Source organism: Arcobacter vandammei, from assembly GCF_016106035.1.
Taxonomy (GTDB): Bacteria; Campylobacterota; Campylobacteria; order Campylobacterales; family Arcobacteraceae; genus Aliarcobacter; species Aliarcobacter vandammei.
In genome coordinates, this window is record NZ_JADKPZ010000019.1 from 13,122 (window position 1) to 37,817 (window position 24,696).

Annotated in this window: 27 protein-coding genes; 2 read left to right on the forward strand and 25 right to left on the reverse strand. The window is 28.0% G+C overall.

What is annotated here, in order from left to right:
* Positions 1-24 precede the first annotated feature (24 nt).
* The 12 genes from ftsH to IQC44_RS09920 all read right to left on the reverse strand — a co-directional run bounded on the left by ftsH (position 25) and on the right by IQC44_RS09920 (position 13,643).
* Positions 25-2,001, reverse strand: coding sequence for an ATP-dependent zinc metalloprotease FtsH (gene ftsH, locus IQC44_RS09865; RefSeq protein ID WP_198306199.1), 1,977 nt, complete (start codon positions 1,999-2,001; stop codon positions 25-27).
* A gap of 1 nt (position 2,002) precedes the next feature.
* On the reverse strand, positions 2,003-2,818 hold the full coding sequence (locus tag IQC44_RS09870; RefSeq protein WP_198306200.1) for a 50S ribosomal protein L11 methyltransferase: 816 nt from the start codon (positions 2,816-2,818) through the stop codon (positions 2,003-2,005).
* A gap of 79 nt (positions 2,819-2,897) precedes the next feature.
* The gene (locus IQC44_RS09875; RefSeq protein WP_198306201.1) at positions 2,898-3,830 is read right to left on the reverse strand and encodes a tRNA dihydrouridine synthase; all 933 of its coding nucleotides are present in this window, start codon (positions 3,828-3,830) and stop codon (positions 2,898-2,900) included.
* Entirely contained in the window at positions 3,830-4,843 is a 1,014-nt protein-coding gene (locus IQC44_RS09880; protein WP_198306202.1) for a hypothetical protein, read from the reverse strand. Before IQC44_RS09880 ends, IQC44_RS09875 begins: the two co-directional genes overlap by 1 nt.
* A 61-nt stretch (positions 4,844-4,904) precedes the next feature.
* Positions 4,905-5,360, reverse strand: a complete 456-nt coding sequence (locus tag IQC44_RS09885) for a 23S rRNA (pseudouridine(1915)-N(3))-methyltransferase RlmH (RefSeq protein WP_198306203.1) — start codon at positions 5,358-5,360, stop codon at positions 4,905-4,907.
* Positions 5,350-5,961 (reverse strand): thiamine phosphate synthase, encoded by a 612-nt coding sequence (locus IQC44_RS09890; RefSeq protein WP_198306204.1) that lies wholly within the window; start codon positions 5,959-5,961, stop codon positions 5,350-5,352. Before IQC44_RS09890 ends, IQC44_RS09885 begins: the two co-directional genes overlap by 11 nt.
* Positions 5,962-6,831 (reverse strand): acetyl-CoA carboxylase, carboxyltransferase subunit beta, encoded by an 870-nt coding sequence (gene accD / locus IQC44_RS09895; protein ID WP_198306205.1) that lies wholly within the window; start codon positions 6,829-6,831, stop codon positions 5,962-5,964.
* Between the two features lie 60 nt (positions 6,832-6,891).
* Entirely contained in the window at positions 6,892-8,097 is a 1,206-nt protein-coding gene (gene metK, locus IQC44_RS09900; protein WP_198306225.1) for a methionine adenosyltransferase, read from the reverse strand.
* Positions 8,098-8,290: 193 nt separating this feature from the next.
* Complete coding sequence (gene glmS / locus IQC44_RS09905) at positions 8,291-10,093, reverse strand: glutamine--fructose-6-phosphate transaminase (isomerizing) (RefSeq protein WP_198306206.1); 1,803 nt, start codon at positions 10,091-10,093, stop codon at positions 8,291-8,293.
* Positions 10,094-10,143: 50 nt separating this feature from the next.
* Positions 10,144-10,917, reverse strand: a complete 774-nt coding sequence (locus IQC44_RS09910; protein WP_198306207.1) for an inositol monophosphatase family protein — start codon at positions 10,915-10,917, stop codon at positions 10,144-10,146.
* A gap of 185 nt (positions 10,918-11,102) precedes the next feature.
* Positions 11,103-12,911, reverse strand: a complete 1,809-nt coding sequence (locus IQC44_RS09915; protein ID WP_198306208.1) for a sensor histidine kinase — start codon at positions 12,909-12,911, stop codon at positions 11,103-11,105.
* A gap of 3 nt (positions 12,912-12,914) precedes the next feature.
* Entirely contained in the window at positions 12,915-13,643 is a 729-nt protein-coding gene (locus IQC44_RS09920) for a response regulator transcription factor (protein WP_198306209.1), read from the reverse strand.
* Positions 13,644-13,699: 56 nt separating this feature from the next.
* Here IQC44_RS09920 and IQC44_RS09925 point away from each other — a divergent pair, with 56 nt between their 5' ends.
* Positions 13,700-14,260, forward strand: coding sequence for a YkgJ family cysteine cluster protein (locus IQC44_RS09925; RefSeq protein ID WP_198306210.1), 561 nt, complete (start codon positions 13,700-13,702; stop codon positions 14,258-14,260).
* A gap of 11 nt (positions 14,261-14,271) precedes the next feature.
* Here the strand turns inward: IQC44_RS09925 and groL are convergent, their stop codons facing one another.
* The 5 genes from groL to panD all read right to left on the reverse strand — a co-directional run bounded on the left by groL (position 14,272) and on the right by panD (position 17,880).
* Entirely contained in the window at positions 14,272-15,903 is a 1,632-nt protein-coding gene (gene groL, locus IQC44_RS09930) for a chaperonin GroEL (protein WP_198306211.1), read from the reverse strand.
* A gap of 27 nt (positions 15,904-15,930) precedes the next feature.
* Complete coding sequence (gene groES / locus IQC44_RS09935; protein WP_198306212.1) at positions 15,931-16,188, reverse strand: co-chaperone GroES; 258 nt, start codon at positions 16,186-16,188, stop codon at positions 15,931-15,933.
* A 122-nt stretch (positions 16,189-16,310) separates the two neighbouring features.
* Positions 16,311-17,183, reverse strand: coding sequence for a polyprenyl synthetase family protein (locus IQC44_RS09940; RefSeq protein ID WP_198306213.1), 873 nt, complete (start codon positions 17,181-17,183; stop codon positions 16,311-16,313).
* Positions 17,184-17,504: a YbaB/EbfC family nucleoid-associated protein gene (locus tag IQC44_RS09945; RefSeq protein ID WP_198306214.1), complete on the reverse strand. Its 321-nt coding sequence runs from the start codon at positions 17,502-17,504 to the stop codon at positions 17,184-17,186.
* A complete protein-coding gene (panD, locus tag IQC44_RS09950) occupies positions 17,497-17,880 on the reverse strand; it encodes an aspartate 1-decarboxylase (RefSeq protein WP_198306215.1) in 384 nt (127 codons plus the stop codon). The genes IQC44_RS09945 and panD overlap by 8 nt, the downstream gene beginning before the upstream one ends.
* A 78-nt stretch (positions 17,881-17,958) precedes the next feature.
* Here panD and IQC44_RS09955 point away from each other — a divergent pair, with 78 nt between their 5' ends.
* Complete coding sequence (locus tag IQC44_RS09955) at positions 17,959-18,507, forward strand: peptidylprolyl isomerase (RefSeq protein ID WP_198306216.1); 549 nt, start codon at positions 17,959-17,961, stop codon at positions 18,505-18,507.
* A gap of 9 nt (positions 18,508-18,516) precedes the next feature.
* Here the strand turns inward: IQC44_RS09955 and IQC44_RS09960 are convergent, their stop codons facing one another.
* The 8 genes from IQC44_RS09960 to IQC44_RS09995 all read right to left on the reverse strand — a co-directional run bounded on the left by IQC44_RS09960 (position 18,517) and on the right by IQC44_RS09995 (position 24,253).
* Positions 18,517-19,713 (reverse strand): response regulator, encoded by a 1,197-nt coding sequence (locus IQC44_RS09960; protein ID WP_198306217.1) that lies wholly within the window; start codon positions 19,711-19,713, stop codon positions 18,517-18,519.
* Between the two features lie 5 nt (positions 19,714-19,718).
* On the reverse strand, positions 19,719-20,198 hold the full coding sequence (locus IQC44_RS09965; protein WP_198306218.1) for a chemotaxis protein CheW: 480 nt from the start codon (positions 20,196-20,198) through the stop codon (positions 19,719-19,721).
* Between the two features lie 56 nt (positions 20,199-20,254).
* Complete coding sequence (xseA, locus tag IQC44_RS09970; protein ID WP_198306219.1) at positions 20,255-21,442, reverse strand: exodeoxyribonuclease VII large subunit; 1,188 nt, start codon at positions 21,440-21,442, stop codon at positions 20,255-20,257.
* Positions 21,443-22,153 carry a bifunctional demethylmenaquinone methyltransferase/2-methoxy-6-polyprenyl-1,4-benzoquinol methylase UbiE gene (gene ubiE / locus IQC44_RS09975; protein WP_198306220.1) on the reverse strand — a complete coding sequence of 237 codons (711 nt, stop codon included), beginning with the start codon at positions 22,151-22,153 and terminating at the stop codon, positions 21,443-21,445.
* Between the two features lie 12 nt (positions 22,154-22,165).
* Positions 22,166-22,414 (reverse strand): hypothetical protein, encoded by a 249-nt coding sequence (locus tag IQC44_RS09980; RefSeq protein WP_198306221.1) that lies wholly within the window; start codon positions 22,412-22,414, stop codon positions 22,166-22,168.
* Positions 22,411-23,202, reverse strand: a complete 792-nt coding sequence (locus tag IQC44_RS09985) for a P-loop NTPase family protein (RefSeq protein WP_198306222.1) — start codon at positions 23,200-23,202, stop codon at positions 22,411-22,413. Before IQC44_RS09985 ends, IQC44_RS09980 begins: the two co-directional genes overlap by 4 nt.
* A 75-nt stretch (positions 23,203-23,277) precedes the next feature.
* Complete coding sequence (locus IQC44_RS09990; protein WP_198306223.1) at positions 23,278-24,009, reverse strand: ferredoxin-thioredoxin reductase catalytic domain-containing protein; 732 nt, start codon at positions 24,007-24,009, stop codon at positions 23,278-23,280.
* 22 nt (positions 24,010-24,031) lie between these two features.
* Entirely contained in the window at positions 24,032-24,253 is a 222-nt protein-coding gene (locus IQC44_RS09995) for a VF530 family protein (RefSeq protein WP_198306224.1), read from the reverse strand.
* Positions 24,254-24,696 lie beyond the last annotated feature (443 nt).

The window sequence follows — 24,696 nt, forward strand, 5'->3', positions numbered from 1 at the left end:
TTATGATTTTCACAAAAAATAGATTTAATCTATTTTTTGTGTATCATCTTTTGTTAAAGCTTCTGTATGTAAATCTTCGTCTTCGAAAACAGTTCCACCATTTTCTTTAATTATCTCTCGAACTCTTTCACCTGTAATTACTTCAATATCAAGAAGTTCAGCAGTCATTTGTTCAATTGCTTCTTTATTATCTCTTAAAGATTGAAGAACCACTTGGTATCTCTCATTTAAAGTATCTTTTACATGATTATCAAGCTCTTTTGCCATAGCATCTGAAAAATCTTTTTGAGTTTGTCCACCTAAAAATTGGTTTGTTCTTCTCTCTAAAACCATAAGTCCTGCAATATCACTCATTCCATATATTGTAGCCATAGATTTTATTATATTTGTAGCTCTATCTAAGTCATTTCCAGCACCTGTTGAAATTTCTCCAATAAATACCTCTTCAGCAGCACGACCTCCCAAAAGAACATCCACTTCAGCAATTAACTCATGTTTTTGCATTAGGTATTTGTTCTCTTCAGGTGTATTTAAAGTATATCCTAAAGCCGCTAGTCCTCTTGGAACTATTGAAACTTTATTTACTTTTTTAGCACCTTTTGTAATTTCAGCCATTAAAGCATGACCACTTTCGTGATAAGCTACAATCTTTCTCTCTTTTGGAGAAATTCTTCTTGATTTTTTTTCTAAACCTGCAATTTGTCTTTCAACTGCCTCTTTAAAGTCACTAGCTTCAACTTCATTTTTACTAGCCCTTCCAGCTAGAAGTGCTGCTTCATTTATAATATTTGCTAAATCAGCACCAGCAAGTCCTGCAGTCATTTTTGCAACTTCTTTTAAATCTACATTTTTTGCTAATTTTACATCTTTAATATGTACATTTAAAATCTCAATTCTTCCTTCATAATCAGGTTTATCAACTAAAACTTGTCTATCAAATCTTCCAGGTCTAAGTAGTGCTGGGTCTAAAACTTCTGGTCTATTTGTAGCAGCTAGAACTATAACTGGAGCTGATTCAGTCGAGAATCCATCCATTTCAGCTAAAAGCTGATTTAATGTTTGCTCTCTCTCATCATTTCCACCCATAGGTCCACCACTTGCCCTACTTTTACCAATAGCATCAATCTCATCAATAAAAATAATAGCAGGTGCTACTTTTTTTGCTTGTTCAAACAAATCTCGTACCCTAGAAGCTCCAACTCCTACAAACATCTCAATAAATGCTGAACCTGAAACACTTAAAAACTGAACATCAGCTTCTCCTGCAACTGCTTTTGCTAAAAGAGTTTTTCCTGTACCTGGAGGACCTACTAGTAAAACACCTTTAGGAATTTGAGCTCCAAGTCTTACATATCTATCTGGTGCTTTAAGAAAATCAACAACCTCTTGAACTTCCTCTTTTGCCTCTTTATTTCCAGCCATATCATCAAATTTTACATTTGGTTTCTCAGAATTAATCATCTTTTTAGATGAACCAATTCCAAGGATTCCACCACTTCCTCCACCCATTGATTTTTGCATTCTTTTTACTAAGAACATCCAAATAGCAAAGAATAAAAATATAGGAATAACCCATCCAAAAAGAATATCACTTAAAATATTCTCTTCATTTATCCCACCATAGCCTATATTATTTTTCTCTAACTCTGGAATTAAAGTCTCATCAGGAACTACTCTTCTTGCTGTATATGTAATACTTTGTCCAGATTCTCCTTTGCTCAAGGCTCTAACTTGAGTATTTCCAATACCAACATATTCAATTTTTCCAGTAGATATTAATTTCTTTAACTCTGAATATGGAATATTTCTATTTGTAGAAGATGCCATACTTTGGTTATTTACACCTGCATTTGCTGACTGATCTTCTGGGAAGATAGCCTTAAATGCAAAAATAGTAACCATAGAAAAAAGAACAAACACCAAAAGGGGATTGTTATTAAAGAAATTATTACTATTATTGTTTATATTTTTATTATCGTTTTGTTGTGGTTTATTTATCATTTTACCCCTTAATATTTTTAAATATCATAGTTACCCACTCATTTTTATGGATAATTTTAAGTTCTTTTAAATCACTAAACTTATTTAGCACTCTTTTTTCATGTTTTTCTAAAATACCAGAAAGTATCAATATTCCGCCCTCTTTTGTAGCATTTTTTAAATCATTTGCTATCATTACTAAAACATCAGCAATAATATTTGCTACAACTACATCATATTTTTTTTCTGATTTATTTACAGAACCAACCCAAGAGTAATTTATTTTCTCATTATTTAAAGAAAAATTTGATTGTGTACTCTCTATACAAATTTCATCTGTATCACAAACATCAACTATTGCACCTTTTTTAGCTCCTGCAATTGCAAGGATTCCACTTCCAGTTCCAACATCAAGTAAATTATCATTTTGATTTACAAATTCATCTATTGCTAAAAGACAAGATGAAGTAGTTTCATGATGTCCCGAACCAAAGGCTAGTGCTGGGTCAATTAAAAGATTTATTTTATCTTTATTCTCTTCACACCAAGATGGTCTTACATAAAAGTTTCCAACTTCAACAGCTTCTATTGAGTCTTGATATTTTTTTATCCAATCAACACTCTCTTTTTTTTCATAAAAAATTTCACATTTTGTATCTAAAGCACTTGAAAATTTTTCTAAAGGTTCTATAAAATCTACAAGCTCCTCTTCACTTCTAATAGTAATTACACCCTCATTTTCTTCAATTGCATCTTCTGTCAAAGACTCAACTAAATCTAAAAAAAGTTCATAATGATTTTCTGGTTTGATAGATAATTCAAAGTAGTTTTCAGTCAAATATTACCTTCTTAATTTAATAATTTATATTTACTTTATAAAAAGTGTAATATTTTATCTAAATAACTTTTGAATTTGATTAAAAAAAGCTATCGATTAAATCTCTCATAATTTTTGTATCACTAATACCATTTACAAGATCTCTAAACTCATTTGCTCCTGTGTAACCTTTTGAGTAAGCATGAAGTAGTTTTCTAAAAATAACAGCCCCATAATCTCCATGAAATTCAAGCATTTTGTCATAATGCTCTAGTATAATCTCTTTTTTTATACTATTATCTATATCTTCAAGTTCATGTTTTAATTGATAAAAAACCCAAGGCTTTCCAATAGCACCTCGTCCTATCATCACTCCATCAGCTTTTGTATATTCTAAAACCTCTTTTGCTTTTTTGTAATCTTTTATATCACCATTTGCAATAACAGGCACACTAATTGCCTCTTTCATCTGCTTTATAGCATCATAATCAACAGGAGCTTTATACTTTCCAGCTCTTGTTCTTCCATGTACTGATACAAAATCAACTCCACAAGCTTCAACTACTTTTCCTATTTCTACAGGAATTTTTTCATTTACTCCAAGCCTTACTTTTGCACTTGTATACTCTTTTTTAGAGTATTTTTTAATAGTACTTAATATCTCTTCAAGCTTTTTTAAATCTCCAAGAAGGTTTGAACCAGATCCATGATTAAAAACTTTTGGAGCTGGACAACCACAGTTTAAATCTATTCCATCAATTCCTTCAACATCATTTAAAATCTCAACTGCTGCTTTTACTAAATCAACACTATTTCCTGCAATTTGTACGAAATATGGATCTTCACTTGGAGATTTTTCTACCATTTTAAGAGTTCTTGCACTTTTGTAAACCAAAGCATTTGAGCTTATCATCTCTGAAATTGTAAGATCTGCTCCAAATTTCTTTACTACACTTCTAAAAGGTAAATCTGTATAACCAGCAAGTGGCGCTAAAACAACTAAAGGTTTGCTAAAATCTAATTTTTTCTTCATTATTTACTTAATAAACTCTCTAAATTATAATGTTTTCCAGCATCTTTTAAATCTATTAATGCTTTAAAAATAACATACTCATTTTCATTTGTATTTGCCAAAGTTTCTCTTAATTTATCAACCATCTCAAATTCACTTAAAACATATAAATAAGCTGTTGTAGCCTCTTCACTTTGATTTGAAAGTTTCTCAAATAAGTCAATAATTTTATCTGGGTTTAAAGTAGATTTATAATTCTTTGCTAACTCTACATAATCATTTTTTGTAAGTTTAATATTTTTAACAATATCTAAAATCTCACTATTTTCAAATCCAAATTCACTATTTTCTCTATCTTTTTCAAAAAGTTTACAAGCTAACTCTTTATCAAAATTGATATTCTTGTAAACTTTTTTAATAGTTGTCATACTTTTTTCACTTAAAACTTTTAAAAATGCAGTTTTAACAATGTTTGAATCATAATTTTCAGCTTTTTTTACAATATCTAAAGCAAAATCAACTTGTTCATTTATCTTATTTAATAAATTTTGTTTAGCTAAGCTAGAATTTTCTTGTGGTTTAATACTCTTTTCACTTACATATTTTCCGCTATTTATATTTTGAATAGAGCTAACAACCTTATTTAACTCCTCATTTGATGAGCTAAAAATCTCTTTTGTAGGGCTTATATCAAATTGATTTAACACACTTGATAACTCTTTAAACTTCTTTGTTCTAAAAGAACCTTTTTGCTCTTTTCCTAAAAGTTTTGATTCTATTAAAGAAAAAGTTGTCTCTATATCAGAGTCAATAGCTTTTAATCTAAAATATTTTGCAAGCCCATAAAAAATAATATGCAAATATGTAACCAATGCCAATAATGCAACAGGTAATACAATCCAAACAGCAACAGGAAGAGTTAAAGAGTAATCAAACATAGAAAAAGTGTACTCTCCCAACTCTAAACTATGAGCAAACCCAAACACCAAAATTATTAAAAGTATTGATGCAATTATATAATTCTTAAGACCCATTCTCTTTCCTTTATTAAAAAGTTATTTTTACAGTTTTCCATTATACAAAAATGTTCATAAATTATTTATGATATGGATGATTGTTTAATATTGCTAAAGACCTAAAAATCTGCTCACTTAAAACCAAAGAGGCAACTTTATGAGCAAAAGTAAGATTACTTAATGAGATTACACTATCACACTTATTTAAAAATTCTCGTTGAAATCCATAAGCTCCACCAATAAAAAAATTTACCTCATTTTTATCTTCAAGAAGCTTTGAAAAAGCAAAAGTATCTACACTTTTTCCTAAAACATCAAGAGCAATATTGTAGCCTTTTAAATATGGTAAATAGGTTTTTGTATAAATCTCTTTTGACTCATTTTCTCCTATGCTTTGGGCTTTTGCAATATCTTTATTAAAAATATAAAAAACTTCAACCTTTGCATATTTACTTGACATTTTAATAAACTCTTTTATTAATTTATCAAAATCATCATTAGAGGGTTTTACAATAGAGTAAATATTAATTTTCATTTAAAATAGCACTTCCAACACAGTTAAATTTTATATTTTCTATAATATCAGTTGTTTTAACTCCACCAATAGCACAAGCAGGATATTTAGATATTTTTGCTAAATATGAAATTTTTTCTCCTAAAATATCTTTTACATCTTTTGTATTTGTAGCTTTATAAGCTCCCAAACCTATCATATCAATATCCAAAGAGTTTGCTTCCAAGATTTCAACTTCATTGTGAGTTGAAAGCCCTAAAAGTTTATCTTTTATTTTTGCTCTTAAAAGTTTTACTGCTATTTTTTTATCGTTATGAATTTTAGAAAAATCTTCTTGCCCCAAATGAAGCCCATCTGCATAGTCGATTAACTCTATTTTATCATTTATAATTATTGGGATATTTAGATTTTTTTTAAGGAAAATAAGATTTTGTTTTTGAATTTCTAAGCTTGAAATTTTATCTCTATATTGTAAAAGTTTCACATCATATTTTTTTAAAATTTCAAGATATTTTTCAAGAGTTATATTTTTTTTTAAAAGCGTTTCATAATCACATAAAACATATAAATAGTTAAAGGCTTCAAGATTAAATCCCAAAGCCTTTTCTAAATTTGAAGACATTTAAGATATTTTCTCTTCATTTTTAAATATAGTTAATAAATCTGTAAGAGTTTTTTTCATCTCTCTTCTATTTACAACCATATCAATTGAACCTTTTTCAAGTAAGAATTCAGCTCTTTGGAAACCTTCAGGTAAATCTGCTCCAATAGTTTGCTTAATTACTCTTTGACCTGCAAATCCAATTAAAGCTCCTGGTTCTGCCATAATAATATCTCCTAAAAATGCAAAAGAAGCCGAAACTCCACCCATTGTAGGATCTGTTAAAATAGAGATATATGGAAGTTTATGGCTATCAAGTTTTTTTAGTGCAGCACTTGTTTTTGCCATTTGCATCAAAGAAAAAGTTGATTCTTGCATTCTTGCTCCTCCAGAAGCTGAAACAATAATTACTGGCTCTTTTTTAAGAATTGCACGATTAACGGCTCTTACAATTTTTTCACCTTCAACACTTCCCAAACTTCCACCCATAAATGCAAAGTCAAAAACTACAAGTTGAACAGGAATCCCATTTATTGTACACTCTCCGCTAATAACACTAGAAACTCTTCCTGTTTTAGCAAATCCCTCTTCTACTCTTTTTTTATAAGAAAGTTTATCTACAAATTTTAAAGGGTCATTTGGTTTTAAATTTGCATCAAATTCAACAAAACTTCCTTCATCACTTAATATCTCTACTCTTCTTTTTGCTCCAACTCTCATATGAAAACTACACTTAGGGCAAACATTATCTTGATTTTCAACCTCTTTAAAAAACATCAAAGAGCTACAAGAAGGACATTTTATCCAGTGACTTGGAGCATCTTTTTTTGTTGCTTGTTCTTTATTTTTGTTGTCAAATGAAATTTTACTAAATAGGTTTCTTAAATCCATAAATTCTCCTTTTAAATTAGTTCTCAACTCTAAAAAAATTTGAGAACAAAGCCTAAATTATCATATATTCTTAAACTTCTCAAGTTCGTCCAATTTTTCCCATGGATAATCAGCTTGTCCAACTTGTCCCCTTGCTGCTACATCAGCATAAAGAAAAGTCTCTTTACTTGGTTTATCTAAAGCAAATTTATCTGTAATCCATTTTGGAGTTAATGCAAAATTTTCCATTACAAATGCAGATAAAACATCATCATTATGTTTTGTGTATGTTCCCATTGTATCAACTGCAACTGATGTTGGTTTTGCAACACCTATTGCATAAGAGATTTGAACTATTGCTTTTTTTGCTAATCCTGAAGCCACTATATGTTTTGCTATCCATCTTGCTGCATAAAGTCCACTTCTATCAACTTTTGTATAATCTTTTGAACTTTGAGCTCCACCACCAATTGGTGCATATCCACCAAAACTATCAACAATTAGTTTTCTTCCAGTTAATCCACTATCGTGTAAAGATGAGTGATTTACATATCTTCCTGTTGGATTTATATGAATTATTGTGCTATTTTTATCATATAATTTGCTAGGAAGCCCTGCATTATCAATTAATTCTTGAATAATTGCTCTTACTTCTTCAATTTTTAAACTCTCAGTTGAAGGAGCAGATACAACAATTGTATGAATTTTTTGTGGAAGACAATTTTCAAAATTCTCTTTTGTACCATAATCCACTGTAACTTGAGTTTTAATATCAACTCCAAATTTGTCTTTGTTTTTTAGTGCATAATCATAAACTGTATCGCTTAATCTTCTTGCATAAACAATGGCTGCTGGCATATACTCGTCTGCTTCATTTGAAGCAAATCCAAACATAATTCCTTGATCTCCAGCTCCAATTTCTCCAGTTGTTTGATCAACTCCTTGAGATATATCTGGACTTTGTTGATTTAGTAAAACTTGAACTTTTACCTCATCTGGATGAAGTGCTTGTTCTTTTGTAAATGCACTTTTTCCGTCATATCCAATTTTTGCTAAAGCATCTTTTACCAAATTTTCATAATCTTCTTGACTTAAAAAAGCATTTGATTTTACTTCACCACCAATAACTACATGCTTTCCAGCTACAAAAACTTCACTTGCAACTCTACTATTACTATCTTCAATTATTAATCTATCAACTATACTATCAGCAATAATATCAGCACATTTATCAGGGTGTCCAGGGCTTACAACTTCACTTGTAAACAGATATTGAGTTTTTTCCATTTTGTTTTCCATCCTTTGTTTTCCACAAGCTTTTGCTTGAGTTGTTTTCCATTCTTTGTTTTCCATTTTTATCTTTTAAAAAAATATAAGAAATTAAAATAAGATTTAAAGAAATCAATTTTCCTAAATAAAGGAAAAAAGTTTCTTATTTTAACTAAATTAAACTTTAGTTTTATAGTTAAGTGAATTTTTTCTACTCAACTGTTACAGATTTTGCTAAGTTTCTTGGCATATCAACATCATTTTTAAGTCTAATTGATATTTCCATCGATAAAAGTTGAAGAGCAATTAACATTTCAAAAAACTCTAGCATATAGTGTTCCGTTTCATTTATTTTTATAAAATCATCTGCTAAATCAAAATCTAGTGGAGAAATTGCACAAATTGTACTATCTCTAGCACTTAACTCTTCTACATTTGATTTGATTTTATCATACAACATATTTTTTGGCATTAAAGCTATTGTAAAAAGTTCTGGGTCAGCTAGGGCAATTGGTCCGTGTTTCATCTCTCCTGCTGGATAACCTTCTGCATGTAAGTATGAGATTTCTTTTAGTTTTAAAGCACCTTCAAGAGCAAGAGGATAGAAAACATCTCGACCAATAAAGAAGAATCCATGTCCATGTAAATATCTTTTTGATAATCTTTTTGCTTTTTCATGAATATTCTCATAAACTTTAAGTGCAAGAGGAACTTCTCTTAAAGTATTTATCTCCTCTTGAAGTATTTTGTCTTCAATAGTATTTTTAATTTTTGCAAAATATAGACTTAACATCCATAAAACAACAGTTTGAGTTGAAAAGGCTTTTGTTGAAGCAACTCCTTTTTCAATTCCTGCTCTTGTTAAAATTGTAAAATCTGCAACTCTTGTCATTGAAGAGTTATCAACATTACAAATAACCAAAGTTTTAAGCCCAGCTTCTTTTGCCATTTTTAAAGCTTCCAAAGTATCAGCTGTTTCTCCACTTTGAGAAATTACCACAAAAAGAGTATCAGTAGTTAAAATTGGCTCTTTATATCTAAATTCACTTGCAACTTCAACCGAACATTTTATTCTTGAAAGTCTTTCAAATAGATATGAAGATGTAAGTCCTGCATGATAAGAAGTCCCACAAGCACAAATTTTAATTTCAGAAATTCCTTCTAAAATTTTTTCATCAATTTCATCAAAATCTATTTGGCTATCTTTAATTCTTCCAAGCATACAATCACTAACAACAACACTTTGTTCATAAATCTCTTTTTCCATAAAGTATCTAAAACCATCTTTTTGGGCATATTGTTTTGATGTTGGAAGTTTTGACCAATGAATATTTTTACTAAAAAATTCAATATTTTCTTTACTTGCAACTCCTCCTACTCTATCATCAAGATATACTACATCACTTGCAAGTCCAATAAGTGCAGAATCAGAAGAAGCAAATAAAACCTCATCAGGCTCGATACCTTTACCAACAATCATAGGGCTTCCAAGTTTATAAAAAAAGATTTTTTCAGGTTCATCTTTTGTAACTAGAAGAATAGCAAAAGCACCTTCTAATCGCTCAATAGTCTTTTGAAAAGATTTTTTTGCATCTTTTAATTTATTATTATAATTTTCAAAAAGATGAACTATTACTTCTGTATCAGTTTGTGAAACAAAATTATGCCCTAAAGAGATTAATTCATCTTTTAGCTCTTTGTAGTTTTCAATTATTCCGTTATGAACTACATAAGAGTATTCTCCTAAGTGTGGATGTGCATTTACTTCTGTTGGTTTTCCGTGAGTTGCCCATCTTGTATGACCAATTCCCAGATTATAGCTCTCTTTTTTACTCTCATTTACTTTTTCTTCAAGGTTTACAAGCTTTCCGACTGCTTTAAAAACATCTATTCCATTTTCATTTAAAACAGCAATTCCAGCACTATCATAACCTCTATACTCAAGCTCTTTTAATCCATCAATCAAGATTTTACAAGTATCATATTTACCAATATATCCAACAATTCCGCACATACTATTCCCTTATAAATTATTTAAAAATGTAAGATTTTATCCAAAATCAACTAAATATCAAGCTTTTCCAAAAGTTTATTATGAATAAAACCATTAGAAGAGACTAAATATTTATCTTCAAACATATTAAACTCATTTCCACTTAAATTTGATACTTTTCCACCAGCTTCACTTAAAATTATAATTCCAGCAGCTACATCCCAAGGTTTTAAATTCATCTCATAATATGCTTCAAAAACACCTCTAGCAACAAAACATAAATCAATAGAAGCACTTCCGAGTCTTCTTAAATCTTGACAAGAAGGAAGAATTCTTTCAATTCTTCTTACAACATCTTTTAAATCTTCTTGATTTTCTCCACTGCTATATGGAAAACCTGTTGCAATAAGTGATTTTTGCAAATCTTTTTCACTATTTACAAAAATTCTTTCTCCATTTAAGAATGCTCCACATCCAACTTTTGCAAAATATAGTTCATCTAAAATAGGATTATATACAACTCCAATATAAGGTTTTTTATCTTTATAAACTCCAACAGAAATAGCAGTATGAGGAACTCCATTTACAAAATTTGTAGTTCCATCTATTGGGTCAATTATTATAGAGTTACCAAACACTATTTGAGAGTTATCTGACTCTTCAGCTATTAAATTAAACTCTTTAAAATGTTTACTAAACTCTTTTTTCAAGTAGTTTTCAACTGCAACATCATATTTTGTAACCAAATCTTTTTTTGCTTTAAAAGTTACATTTTTCTTTGAATAAAACCCTTTTCTTAGGATTTTACCAGCCTTTTTTATTATTTTTATTAATTTCTTTTTCACAACTTCTCCATTTTTTTGCTAATTGTATCTAAATTGAATTTTTTATAAATAAAAAAGGCATCTCTTTTTTGAGATGCCTTGCAAAATAAAGTAAAATAAATTATTCCCTATTACATAAAAGTATAGATAATTGTTCTTGTGATATGGAAATATATAAAAACTATGTAAGATTTATGTAAGATTTTTTATTCTACTTTGATTTTGAAGCTATATTTGAAAATATTTTGATTATTTTTGTAATAAACCTCATATTTTATATCATTTTTTTTACATATATTCTTTACCATATAAAGCCCCAAACCAAGTCCTCTTTTTGCTTCATCTTCTCTATAATTTTTATTAAATATTTTTACCTTATTTTTTATCTCATTTGAAAAACTTCTAAATTCTAAGATAGCAAAATTATCATCTTTCTTTAAATAAACTTCAATTATTTTATCTTTAAAGGCATATTTTATAGCATTTGAAAGATTATTATCTATAATTCGTTCTAACTCTATATCATTTATTTTTACAAAAATACCATCTTCTAAATTTGTATCTATTCTTTTAAAATTAACCTTGCTAATTGTTGCAAAGAATTTTACTCTATCCAAAATTGCTTTTTTCAAATCAATACTCTTTGCTTTATATTCCAAAGAGTTAGAAGTGATTAAATATGCTAAATCTTCATAAGAGTTTGAAAGCATATTAATTGAAGCATCAATTTGTTCAATAAAAACATCCATACTATTATCTTTTTGGAATTTTTTTATAAGTTCCCCATTCATCATAATATTTGTAAGTGGTGTTCTTATTTGATGAACTGTATCTGCAATAAATTTTTTATTTTCGGCTAGTAAATTACTATTTAATTTCAACTCTTTTGTAAAGTTATCATATAAAATATTATACTTCTTTGCTATTTTTGATAACTCATTATTATATGTAAGAATATCTTCTTCAACTTTTTTAGACTCTTTAATACTAAACAAAATCGCCTCAATTGGCTTTGTAAAACGACTCTGAATAAAAATAAATATAATTAATAAAGTAAAAATTATAATAAATAAGGAAGCAATAAAAACACTTTTTATCTCCTCAATAAACTCTATTTTCTCACTTAAATCTATTTTAAGCTCCATAACAATATTTTCAAAACCCAAAATATTAAACATATTTTTATCAAAAATCGAAGAATTAATAGTTAAAATATTATCTTTTAAATCTTCTATTTCTATTAGATTAACACCTGAATTAATAATATTATTTTTAAAAATTTCCTCTTTTTTTACAATATTTAATGAATTTAGAAATTTCTCTTTATTTTCAATTTCAACACTACTAAGCAAATCATAATATGAATAGCCATCTTTATTCTTAAAAATATTATAAATTCTAACTTTGCTAGAAGATTGAAGATTTTGAACCAAAGATGATATTGAATTATCACTGATTTGAGTATTTGTAAATGATATTTTCAAAAAAACATCACTAGAAAGAGAAGCATAAGAGTAGAGTTTATAATCTAAACTAAGTGGGTCACTTATTATAAATTTAGAAAAATATATATTTCCATCAAGACTTTTATCTAATAAATTTTTAGAATCAACCAAAACTTCCACATTAAAATTTAAATCTTTTTTATAGGTAGTTTTATAAATATTATAATTTCTATCAATCATATAAATATCAAAATCAAAATCTTTTAAATCATATTTTGATTTTAATACACTTTTTAATGCAAGTAAATTTAGATTTTTATCTTTTTTTAGAAGTTCTAAAGTGTCATTTGAAATATTTAGAAAAAGCTCTTTTTCTAGTTCAAATCCACTATCTTTATTTTGAATTGATGTTAGAATAGCTTTTTTATGCAGTCTTATTTCACTATTCACAAAATTTTTTAAATCTTTTTCATATTGGTTTGTATAAGATACATAGTTTAAAATTAAAACCAAAAATAAAATTGTAGATAAAAATAGTAAAAAAATATATAATTGATACCTTAGCTTCATTTGCTAAGCCTCTTGAACCTCAAATCTATATCCAACTCCAATTTCAGAGAAGATAAATCTTCCATAACTATCAAAATATTTTCGTAAATCATTTACAAGTTGCCTTAATGGATAGGAGTCTTTTATCTCATTTTCCCAAACATAATTTTCTATAGTTTGTGTCAAAACAGTTTTATTTAAATTTTGTAATAAAATTGTTAAAAGTCTCTTCTCTTTTTTTCTAAGCCTTTTTATCTTTTCATCGATAATTAACTCTTCATTTTTAATATCATAAGATATATTATCTTTGATTTTAATAATCTCTTCTTTATTTTCACACTTACAAAATTTATCTATTTTAATCTCCAACTCTTCAAGATAAAATGGCTTTTTAATATATTCATCACAACCATTCTTATATGCAGATTTTAAATTTTCAAGTTCTAAAGATGCAGTAATTATAATAATAGGAGTTGCTAAATCTTTTTGTCTAATATATTTTAAAAGCTCTAAACCAGATATTTTTGGAATATTTATATCAATAAGATATAAATCATAAGAGTTTTTATCTATTAAATCCAAAGCATCTTCTCCATCTTCAACAGATGTGGTTTCAAAACCTTTATATTTCAAGAAGTTCGTAATTGTAGTATTTAGCTGAATATCATCTTCGATAATTAAAATTTTCATACTATTATTATATTTAAGTAATGTAAGATTAGTGTAAGTTTTTGTTCTTTTTGCTATTTTCATTATGGAATTTTAGCTAAAAGCTCTAAATTTAACTTCAAAAGTGATACTATTTATATATGAAAAATTTTATAAAACTTGAAAAACAAAATATTAGCTTTGGAGATTGTGCAAATTGTGAATCAAATTGTTGCAAAGGCTCTTTTGGAACAGTTTTTTCACAAATTTTAAAAGAAGAATTTGAAGATGTACACAAAAACTTCCCTATATTATTTATATTTGGCTCTTTAAATTTTGTAAAACCAGTAATTTTATTATCAAATGGATTTGATTTTTGCCCTTATCTAAAAGATTTTAGATGCTCTATTTATGATAAAAGACCAAATGTATGTAAAATCTACCCTCTAAGCCCTAATATTGATAATTTTGTCTATATAGATAACTCTTGTCCTGAGATTTTCAAAGGAGAAAATAAGCTTAATTTAAAAAGTACAATTTTAGAAAATTATCAAAAAAAATATATAGAAACTCATCTTGAGTTTGAGAAACTTATAATTGAAGATTTTGAAGAAATTTTATCTATAAAAGGTATAAAATTTTATAAATATATAGGGTATGAGGAATCAAAATATTTAGATTTTCACAAGCTTTCACTTGAAAATATAAAAAGAGTGCTATAAGCACTCTTTTTTTACATCATCCCTGGCATTCCACCCATACCACTCATATCTGGCATTGCTGGGGCTTTATCCTCTTTTACTTCTGTTACTGTTGCTTCTGTTGTAAGTAGAAGTGAAGCAACTGAAACTGCATTTTGCATAGCAACTCTTTCAACTTTTGCAGGATCAACAATTCCAGCTTCAAACATATCTACATACTCTCCACTTGCAGCATTGAATCCTAAGTTTTCGTTGCTTGATTTTTCAACTTCATTTGCAACAACTCCAGCATCATATCCAGCATTTAAAGCAATTTGTTTAAGAGGTGCTTTAATAGCTCTTAAAACAATATTTGCTCCAATTTGCTCATCACCACCTAAATCAAGTTTTACTTTAGCAGCAGCTCTAATTAGTGCAGCTCCACCACCAATTACAATTCCCTCTTCAACAGCAGCTCTTGTAGCACTTAGTGCATCATCAACTCTATCTTTTTTCTCTTTCATCTCAGTTTCTGTTGCAGCTCCAACTTTTATAACAGCAACTCCACCGCTTAATTTTGCAAGTCTTTCTTGAAGTTTTTCTCTATCGTAATCACTTGTTGTGTTAGAAATTTCAGCTTTGATTTGATTTACTCTTCCTAAAACTGCATCTTTGCTACCATTTCCATCTACTATTGTAGTGTTGTCTTTGTCTATTACAATTTTAGCTGCAACACCTAAAGCACTTAAATCAGTAGTTTCAAGTTTCATTCCCATCTCTTCAGATACAACAGTTGCACCTGTAAGAACTGCAATATCTTCAAGCATAGCTTTTCTTCTATCTCCAAACCCTGGAGCTTTAACAGCTGCAATTTGTAATGCACCTCTTAATCTATTTACAACTAAAGTTGCAAGAGCTTCACCATCAACATCTTCAGCAATAATTAAAAGCGGTCTTCCAGCTTTATTTACACCTTCAAGTATTGGTAAAAGCTCTTTTAATGAAGAGATTTTTTTATCATAAAGTAAAATAAATGGATTTGAAAACTCTGTTGTCATTTTTTCAGGATTTGTAACAAAATATGGACTTAAATATCCTCTATCAAACTGCATTCCTTCAACAACATCAAGCTCATCTGAAATTCCTTTTGCTTCTTCAACAGTGATAACTCCGTCTTTTCCAACTTTATCCATAGCTTCAGCAATCATTTTTCCAATAGCACTATCAGAGTTTGCTGAAATTGTAGCAACTTGTTCTATTTCTGTTTTATTTGCTACAACTTTTGAAGATTTTTTTAATTCAATTAAAATAGCTTCACAAGCTTTATCCATTCCTCTTTTTAAACTTATTGGATTTGCTCCAGCTGTTACATTTCTAAGACCCTCTTTAAAAATTGAGTGAGCTAAAACTGTTGCTGTTGTTGTTCCATCTCCAGCTTCATCTGCTGTTTTTGAAGCAACTTCTTTTACAAGTTGAGCACCCATATTTTCTAAAGTATCAGCTAATTCAATCTCTCTTGCAACACTTACACCATCTTTTGTAATAGTTGGAGCTCCAAAAGATTTTTGTAATAAAACATTTCTTCCTCTAGGTCCCATTGTAACTTTTACTGCATCTGCTAGTTTTTCAACACCACTATATAATCTATTTCTTGCACTATCACTAAATAAAATCTCTTTTGCCATATTAAATTCCTTTTTCTTTCTTTTTTATTACATTACACCTAAAATATTTTCAATATTTAAAATTAAGTATTCACTACCTTCAAGTTTAATCTCTGTTCCTCTATATTGTTCAAAGATAATAACATCTCCAACTTTTACATCTTCAACTTTACTACCAATTGCAACAACTTTTGCACTTTGTGGCTTCTCTTTTGCATTATCTGGAATTATAATTCCACTTGCTGTTTTATTTTCTACTTCTGTTCTTTCAACTAGAACTCTTTCACCTAGTGGTTTAAAATTCATTTTTTTTCCTTTTTTTATAATTTAAATTTTATAATTTAACTTAAAATTAGCACTTACTATTTTTAAGTGCCAAATTTTAATAAATGTTTTCTTTTTTATCTCTTAAACTTTAGTCAAATGAACTAAGAGTTATATTTTTTATGTCTATTTATATAGTTTAAAAGCAACTCTTCTAAAGAGTTTTTTATATCTATATCAAAACTATTTAATGTCTCTATACATTTTTGTGCCAAAATATCAGCACTTTTTTTTGCCTCTTCAAGACCTAACAAATTTACAAAAGAGTTTTTAAAACTATCATTTTGTGTTGTTTTTCCAGCTGTTTCACTAGATTCAAGTTCATCAATAATATCATCTTGAATTTGAAAAAGGAGACCAATATCCAGCCCGAAACTATATAATTTATCTTTTAACTCATCTTCAAGTTCAACTATTGTTGCTCCCATTTTTAGACTTGTTGCTATTAATTTTGCTGTTTTATGCAAGTGTAAAAACTCTAGTTTTTCTAACTCTAGTTTTTGTTTTTCAAAATGGCAATCAATTGCTTGACCTATAATCATACCATCTATTCCACCATCACTTGAAAGTAGTTTGATTAACTCTATTTTTATATCATTATGAAGTGCTGCATTTGCTAAAAGATTAAAACTCTCAGTATTTAAAGCATCTCCAACTAAAATAGCAGTTACTTCATCATATTTTTTATGTAAAGTTGTAAATCCTCTTCTTAAATCAGCATTATCCATAGAAGGTAAATCATCATGAATTAGTGAATAAGTGTGTAAAAATTCAATTGCAAGTGCTACTTTTAAACTATTTTCAATCAAAAGTGGGTTTTTTGATTTTACAATACTCAAAAGTAGCATTGGGCGAAATCTTTTTCCACCAGCTTTTAACATATCTTGTAAAGCTGTTTCAAAATGTGGGTGAAAAGTTTTACTTTTTGGTAAATTTTCTAATAAATAGTTCTCAAATTTTTCTAAAAGTTCATTCATCTATTTTTGACCAAAATTCCCTAAATTTCCCATTAGGCTCATAGCCATTCTTTTTTTATTCTCTTCGCTTTGTTTGATAATATCATTCATACAAGAAATTAGTAAAATTTGTAAAGAGTCTTTATCTTCAAGAAGTGAATCATCTATTTTTAAATCAACAACTTCAGAGTTTCCATTTATTGAAATTTCAACCATTCCACCACCAGCTTTTGCAGTAAAAAGACTAGAAGCATTTTGTGCTTCTTGCTCTTTTGCCATATCTTGGAATTTATTTATCATATCTCCAAGATTTAAGTTTTTTAAATCAATTCCATCAAACATAATCACTTCCTACTAATTCATTTGTTATAAGCTCTATACTGTTTTTATCATCTACTAAAACAACTGTTGGTTTGTAGTTTTCTAGCTCTTCTTCACTGTATGTTGCATAAGCAATCACAATTATTTTATCTCCAATAGCAACTTTTCTAGCAGCTGCTCCATTTAGACACATATCTTTTTTTCCAAACTCACCTTTTATTACATAAGTTTGAAATCTTTCTCCATTATTAATATTTACAATATCAACTTTTTGTCCAACTCTCAAATTTGATGCATTCATCAACTCTTCATCTATAGTTATTGAACCAACATAATTTAAATTTGCATCACTAACAGTTGCTCTATGAATTTTGCTGTATAACATCTCAAATGTCATTTATAAATTCCTTTATTAATTTTTCAAAGCTATTATACTATACTAATTTATTATAAAACTAAATTAAAAGGAATTGTTATGAGAAAAATATTATTTATATTTTTATCTTTTGCACTTTTTGTTTTTGCAAATGAAAATATAGAGAAAAACCCAATTGCACTATTTGATACAAATATGGGTAGTTTCAAAATAGAGTTAAAACCAAAAATGGCTCCAAAAGCTGTTGAAAACTTTATAGCTTTATCAAAAAAGGGTTACTACAATGGTCTTATTTTTCATAGAGTTATCAAAAACTTTATGATTCAAGGTGGAGATCCAACAGGAACTGGTGCTGGAGGAGAATCTATTTGGGGAACTACTTTTGAAGATGAGTTTTCACCAAATGCAGTTTTTGATAAACCTTTTATTTTAGCTATGGCAAATAAGGGGAAGAATACAAATGGAAGTCAATTTTTTATTACAACTGCTCCTACTTATTGGCTAAATGGTATGCACACTATTTTTGGCTATGTAATTGAAGGAACAAATATTGTAAAAGATATTGAAAATGTACAAACTGCTGGAAGATATGGTGCTGACAAACCATTAAATGACATAGTTATAAATAAAATAACAATTGAAGAGTAAATTTACTCTTCAATTAAAAATTTTTTCAATAATAGCTGGTTCAACATTTGCTATTATTGATTTTTCTAAAATCTCTAGTTTTTGACTTTCTAGTTTTGATCTTTGTTCCCAATACTCTAATTTTTCTTTTAAAACTTCACTAGAATCACTATTATCAATCATATTTTTTAATCTTGATATTTCATTTTCAAAAGCTTCTACTCGCTCTATTAAAGCTTTATTCTCTTGTTTTAAATTATCAATTTCAGAACTATCATTTTTTTTAGAGTTATTTTGAGCTTTGAAAAGGTTTAACTCTTTTTTAGTATCTTCTAATTCTTGTTTTAATTCTCTAAAGAGTTGTTCTTGCTCTAAACATTGCTCTTTTGTTTTTTGAAGATTTAAACTTTTCTCTTTGATTAAAGCTAATTGCATCTGTCGTTTTAACTCTTGCTCTTTTGTTGTATCAGAGGCAACTAAAATTACACCTTGCATATTTAAGTTCTCATCTAAATCTGGGATAATATTACTTTTAGTATCCAAAGAAGTTTCGTCTTTTCTTTTTATCTTTAGATTTCCTTCCCAAGACTCTTTATTTTCCAACTTCAAATAAATATCAGCAAATAGTTTTTTAGCAGAAATATTATGTTTTAAATCACTTAATTCCATTCCAATTAAAACATCTTTTTTATAACCTAAAGTTTTACAAAAAAGCTTATTTGCATAAGTTATTTTAAAATTATTATCAAGTTTTAAAAGTAAATTATATGAATCTAAAATATTTCTAAATTTTATTAACTCTTCTCTTTGTTGTTGCAAAACTCTTTCTAATTCAAGATTTTTTGCAATATCTTCAATATAAAAAAGAAGTTTCTTTATATCAAGAGGCTTTACTACATACTCTTTTACTCTTAATTTTATAGCTTCAATCAAAAAATCAATATCAGAGTGAGCAGTTGCAAAAATAACTGGAACATTATCTTTTATCTCTCTTATTTTTGTAACCATATCTATACCATTTAAAAGTGGCATATTAATATCACTTAAAATAATATCTATCTCATCTTGATTTGTAAGATAGGTTATAAGTCCTTGTTTACCGTCTTTTGCAACTAATACCGATTTAAAAAAATTCTCTAGCAAAGATGATAATTCAGTTCTTATAACATCATCATCTTCTACATATAAAAGAGTATATTTTTTAAGAAGTTCGCTATTTATATTCATAAAAACTAATCTTCTAATTCACTTTTTGCAACAACTTTTTCAATATCCATAATTACAAGCATCTGATTATTGTCAAGTCTTATAAAACCTTTTAAATATTTTGCTGGAATTCCTGAACCCATCTCAGAAACAGCTGCTAAAAGTCCAGTATCAAGTTTTTGAACATCATCTACTTTATCTACAACTATTCCTATCATTCTTTTATCTTCAGTTAAAACTGTAATAATTGTCGTACTTTCATTGTAAACAATATCACCTGTATGAAATTTAATTCTAATATCCAAAATAGGAACAACTTCACCTCTTGAATTTATCAGCCCTTTTACCCAATTTTCAGTATTTGGTAAAGTTGTAATATTATCAGGATAAGTTAAAATCTCTTTAATCTTTGGAAGTTCTATTGCATACTTCATCTTCCCTAATTCAAAAGTCATAAATTCAGTAATACTAGATGAATTTATCTCTTTAGTATCTCTATTTTCCATAATGTTCCTTTTTTAAAGCATATTTTTCTCTATTTTATCAAGAGTAAACTTAAACTCTATTTTTGTTTTTTTAAACTTATTATTTTACAATTTGCAATAGTTTTTGAAGATTGAAGCTCTATAATATCATCTATTCTCAAGCTATCTAAATCGATTATTTTATTCTCTTTTGATAACTGAACAAAGCCAATTTTATCTCTATTTCTTGGATTATTTAGAATATAGTTTTGTTTTGTACTATCAACTATATTTTGAAATATCTCGATTTTTTGAGAAATTGTTCTAGTAAAACTATCTCTTAAAAGCTTAATTTGACTCTCAATGAAATTAAATTTTGACTCAATAGAGTTTTGTTTATATAATTTTTTCATAGAATCTAGTTCATTTTCTTTCATAAGAAAATTATTTTTTAATCTGTTTTCAAACTCACTCATAAAAGATGCCAAATATAAAAGATGTTCATTTTTATCTGGAAGTGCAATTTCCATGGCATTCGAAGGAGTTGCAGCTCTACAATCTGCTACAAAATCGCTTATTAAAATATCTGTTTCATGTCCAACTGCTGAAATTATAGGAGTTTTAGCTTCAAAAATAGCATTTGCTACAACTTCACTATTAAATGCCCATAAATCTTCAATACTTCCCCCACCTCTTCCAATAATCATAATATCACAAGCTAAACTATCTGCAAATTTTATACTACTTGCAATATCTTCAATGCTCTGTTCACCTTGAACTAAAGTTGGAATTAAAATAAGTTCACACAAACTCCACCTAGAACCTGCAACTTTTTTCATATCTTCAATGGCTGCTCCTGTTGGGCTTGTAACTATTGCTATTCTTTTTGGATATTTTGGAAGCGATTTTTTGATATTTTGCTCAAAATATCCTTTTGCTTGAAGTTTTGTTTTAAGTTGTTCAAAAGCTAAAGCCAAACTTCCTATACCATCTGGTTCTATTTTTGTACAAAGAAGCTGATAATTTCCTCTTGGAACATAAACTGTAATATTCGCTGTTACTTGTACCTTTTGTCCATTTTCTAACTCAAATTTTAAATATTTTGTATTTCCTTTAAACATAACACAAGATATTGTAGAACTCTCATCTTTGATTGAAAAATATATATGACCTGAGCCATGAATTGTAAGGTTTGAAATCTCTCCTGAAACTACTACTTGCATAAAAGTTGTCTCTAAAAGAGATTTTATTTGAGTATTTAAAGTACTTACACTAATTGCATTCATTTATAGTTTTTTTGCAATTATTAGTGTTGAAATTTTCATTGAAAATGCTTTTGTATAAACTATTTCAAAACCAGCATTTTCAAGCTCTTTACAAAGATTTTCAGTTGTTAAAAACTCATCTATACTATCAGGTAAATATCTATAAGCTTCTTTATTTTTTGATATTATTCCACCAATAAAAGGTAAAATTTTATCCATATAAAATGCTGTTAAATGGTCTAGTAAACTCTCTTTTTTATTTTTTGTAAATTCAGAAATTACAACTAATCCACCTTGTTTTAGGACTCTTGCAAACTCAAAAAAAGCCTCTTGCCTTTGAACTACATTTCTAATCCCATACGAAATTGATACTATATCTGAACTACTATTCTCAAGCGGCATAGAAGTTGCAAAGGCTTCAATAAACTCAACTTCTGGAAGCTTTTTCTTTCCAACCTCCATCATTCCAACACTAGGATCAATACCAACAATATTTTTCAAAGTTATACTCTTTTTCTTTGCATTTTGTTTCCAAAAAAGAATCATATCGCCTGTTCCACAAGCAACATCAACTATTTTTTCTATTGTCTTTTGACCATAAATTTCAAAAGTTTTACTACAAGCCTTATCTCTCCAACTTTTATCGATTCCCATAGATAGCACTCTATTTGCTGTATCATAAGTTGGTGCTATATTATTAAACATTGATACTATTTTTTCTTGTTTTTCCAATTTTTGTCCTATTTATATAAGATATTTACCTATTAAAATACCAAATATAAGCCCAATATTCAATGCAATTGCTATATTCATAATAGATAATTTTTTATCTGAATTTGGTATTTTATTTAATATTTTTTCTTGTTCATTTAAAGTTTTTTCAAAATTGTTTGTTGCACTTTCAATATTTGTTAGAGTCTTTTTTAAAGCAATTTCACTAAATTCCATTCGTTCAACAAGCTCTTTTGCCTGTTTGAAACTCATATCACTCATTTTTTAATCTCTATCCATCTATCTAAATCACAAAAAATTCTATTTAAGGTGTGAATTACATAATCCTTTGCTTCAGTTTGAATTCTTCTAAAAAATAGATATTTTCTAGCAGCTTCAATGTCTCCTAGCTCTTTTGCTTCAATAGCTTTTTTAGCAAAATCTGTATTATTATATGCCATTTCCCAAACTGTACTACCCAAATATCTACTCATTGTAATAATCTTGTCATTTTTTACAGGGAAATATTTTGGACTTTTTAAGAAGTCACAAATAACAGAGTTTGAATCAAGATATTTATGTCCAAAAAAGTTTATAAACTGTTCATTATAATAATCTTCTTCCATAGAAATAGCTCGTGTAAGTGCAAAAATCATATTATCTTCTGGATTTTTCTCAATTTTTCGAATTTTTTTCATAGTTGCAATTGCATTTTTTCCATCTAGTTCCCCATCACCTAAAGGAATAATCCACTTAACATTCCCAAAACTTCCAACTTTTTTTATCTCATCAAGTACTAAACTTGAAGTTTTATTTCCACCAACATCAACTATTACCTCATGATTATCATCCATTAAAATAAGCTCATCTAAATCTGTTATTTTATTAGTTCCTAGCATTCTTTTATCTACAATTTCTGTTCTTGTAAATGACCTAGAATCATTATTTTCATCATCAATTTCAATATAAGTAATTTTCTTTCCATGCTTTTTGTATAAATATGGTGCAATAACTTGCATAGCAACTGTGGATTTTCCAACACCACCTTTTGTTTGAGGAATTATAATCATCAATTAAACCTTTTTGACTTTAAACTGTAAAAGCTTCATTCTATCAAAAGTAATATTAATTTATAAAATATTTCTCTACTCTCCTCTAATTATATCTCCGCCAAAAGTCATAATTCCATAATCAAGATTTGTAACTTTTGAAAATCCCATATTTAGCATTATTTTTTGGCAATAAGCACTTCTACTCCCACTATGACAATAAACAATTACTGGTACATCTTTTTTACTATTCAATTGCTCTATAGAGTGATAAAAACTAGTAGTTGGAACTAAAAAATCAACTCCTTTAATTCTAGCTCCTATCCATTCCATCCACTCTCTTGTATCAACAAGATTAAATTGTACATATCCTATTTCTCTTACTTCCAGTAAAGCTTCTAATTCCAATGAACTAATTTCTTCTTGGTCTAAAAGTTCCTCACACTCTTTTTGTGTCAATCCTCTACTATGTGTTGCAATTGCCTCTTTTGTATCAATATTCAAAAGCAACTCTTGAGCTTTTTCTCTTGTACAATATATTCCACAGTGACATGAACCACTATTTGGTATCTCATTTTTCAAAGCTGGTTCACAAGGGCATAATCTATTCTTTTCAGTCTTGCTCTCTTCTATAACCATAAAACAAGGGCAATATCTCTTACCATAGATAAGTTTATTTCTAGCAAGTCCCATCTGAATTGACTCATTTACTTCATCATCAGGATTATAAACAAGATTATAATCCTCCAACACTTTAGAAGTAAATTGTTTTGTAAGTTCAAATTCAATTTGAAACTCTTCACTATTTATATCAATTTTATTTAGCATATTCATTCCTATTTCTAATTTATTATTTTGCTAAAAAAGTATCAAAATATAATTTTTCTACTTTATCTCTAGCCCATGGTGTTTTTCTTAAAAATTTTAGACTAGAATTTATTGATGGATCAAAATTAAAACATCTTATGTTAATCTTATTTCCTAAGTCATTCCATCCATAAAATTCTACTAACTTTATCAGAATTGACTCTAATTTTAATCCATGAAATGGGTTATTTGGGTTATTATTCAAAAAAAGCCTCCAGTAATAAAGTATTTATATGTACTTACTAAATGGTTTAACCATTGCCATATTTAATGGCAGTAGCACAAAATTATTTAATTTATATTATTGTACCACAACCTATATTGCACAGGGCTCATTCTTTTTATTTTAATTGAAATTCTTTTGTTATTTTAATAATTAATATATTCTTTTAAACTTTTTCACTATGTTCAGAACATAGGTTGTATCCAAACTTTCTTATTTAAACTAAAAAATATATTAATTTCAATATATTTTCTGTTCTACACCCATCAAAGAATAAATTCATTATTCCAAAAATATAGAACAACTAAAATAAATATTATTACTTCACCGATAAATAATCTTAATTATAGTATAATGTTTTATGGAAAAAATAGATGCTAGAAAATTAACACCAAGAGAATTATCAGAGAAACGAAAGATAGTTA

Excerpts from the sequence above, each read along its gene's own strand:
- IQC44_RS09945 (WP_198306214.1), bottom strand. The coding sequence starts at position 17,504 with ATGTTTGATGGAATTGATTTAAAAAACTTAAATCTTGGAGATATGATA.
- IQC44_RS09940 (WP_198306213.1), bottom strand. The coding sequence starts at position 17,183 with ATGAATGAACTTTTAGAAAAATTTGAGAACTATTTATTAGAAAATTTA.
- glmS (WP_198306206.1), bottom strand. The coding sequence starts at position 10,093 with ATGTGCGGAATTGTTGGATATATTGGTAAATATGATACTTGTAAAATC.
- IQC44_RS09965 (WP_198306218.1), bottom strand. The coding sequence starts at position 20,198 with ATGGAAAATAGAGATACTAAAGAGATAAATTCATCTAGTATTACTGAA.
- groES (WP_198306212.1), bottom strand. The coding sequence starts at position 16,188 with ATGAATTTTAAACCACTAGGTGAAAGAGTTCTAGTTGAAAGAACAGAA.
- ftsH (WP_198306199.1), bottom strand. The coding sequence starts at position 2,001 with ATGATAAATAAACCACAACAAAACGATAATAAAAATATAAACAATAAT.
- IQC44_RS09980 (WP_198306221.1), bottom strand. The coding sequence starts at position 22,414 with ATGAGTGATATGAGTTTCAAACAGGCAAAAGAGCTTGTTGAACGAATG.
- IQC44_RS09880 (WP_198306202.1), bottom strand. The coding sequence starts at position 4,843 with ATGGGTCTTAAGAATTATATAATTGCATCAATACTTTTAATAATTTTG.
- accD (WP_198306205.1), bottom strand. The coding sequence starts at position 6,831 with ATGGATTTAAGAAACCTATTTAGTAAAATTTCATTTGACAACAAAAAT.
- IQC44_RS09915 (WP_198306208.1), bottom strand. The coding sequence starts at position 12,911 with ATGAAGCTAAGGTATCAATTATATATTTTTTTACTATTTTTATCTACA.
- IQC44_RS09955 (WP_198306216.1), top strand. The coding sequence starts at position 17,959 with ATGAGAAAAATATTATTTATATTTTTATCTTTTGCACTTTTTGTTTTT.
- panD (WP_198306215.1), bottom strand. The coding sequence starts at position 17,880 with ATGACATTTGAGATGTTATACAGCAAAATTCATAGAGCAACTGTTAGT.
- IQC44_RS09960 (WP_198306217.1), bottom strand. The coding sequence starts at position 19,713 with ATGAATATAAATAGCGAACTTCTTAAAAAATATACTCTTTTATATGTA.
- IQC44_RS09890 (WP_198306204.1), bottom strand. The coding sequence starts at position 5,961 with ATGTCTTCAAATTTAGAAAAGGCTTTGGGATTTAATCTTGAAGCCTTT.
- xseA (WP_198306219.1), bottom strand. The coding sequence starts at position 21,442 with ATGAATGCAATTAGTGTAAGTACTTTAAATACTCAAATAAAATCTCTT.
- metK (WP_198306225.1), bottom strand. The coding sequence starts at position 8,097 with ATGGAAAAAACTCAATATCTGTTTACAAGTGAAGTTGTAAGCCCTGGA.
- IQC44_RS09925 (WP_198306210.1), top strand. The coding sequence starts at position 13,700 with ATGAAAAATTTTATAAAACTTGAAAAACAAAATATTAGCTTTGGAGAT.
- IQC44_RS09985 (WP_198306222.1), bottom strand. The coding sequence starts at position 23,202 with ATGATTATAATTCCTCAAACAAAAGGTGGTGTTGGAAAATCCACAGTT.
- IQC44_RS09875 (WP_198306201.1), bottom strand. The coding sequence starts at position 3,830 with ATGAAGAAAAAATTAGATTTTAGCAAACCTTTAGTTGTTTTAGCGCCA.
- IQC44_RS09920 (WP_198306209.1), bottom strand. The coding sequence starts at position 13,643 with ATGAAAATAGCAAAAAGAACAAAAACTTACACTAATCTTACATTACTT.
- IQC44_RS09990 (WP_198306223.1), bottom strand. The coding sequence starts at position 24,009 with ATGCTAAATAAAATTGATATAAATAGTGAAGAGTTTCAAATTGAATTT.
- IQC44_RS09885 (WP_198306203.1), bottom strand. The coding sequence starts at position 5,360 with ATGAAAATTAATATTTACTCTATTGTAAAACCCTCTAATGATGATTTT.
- groL (WP_198306211.1), bottom strand. The coding sequence starts at position 15,903 with ATGGCAAAAGAGATTTTATTTAGTGATAGTGCAAGAAATAGATTATAT.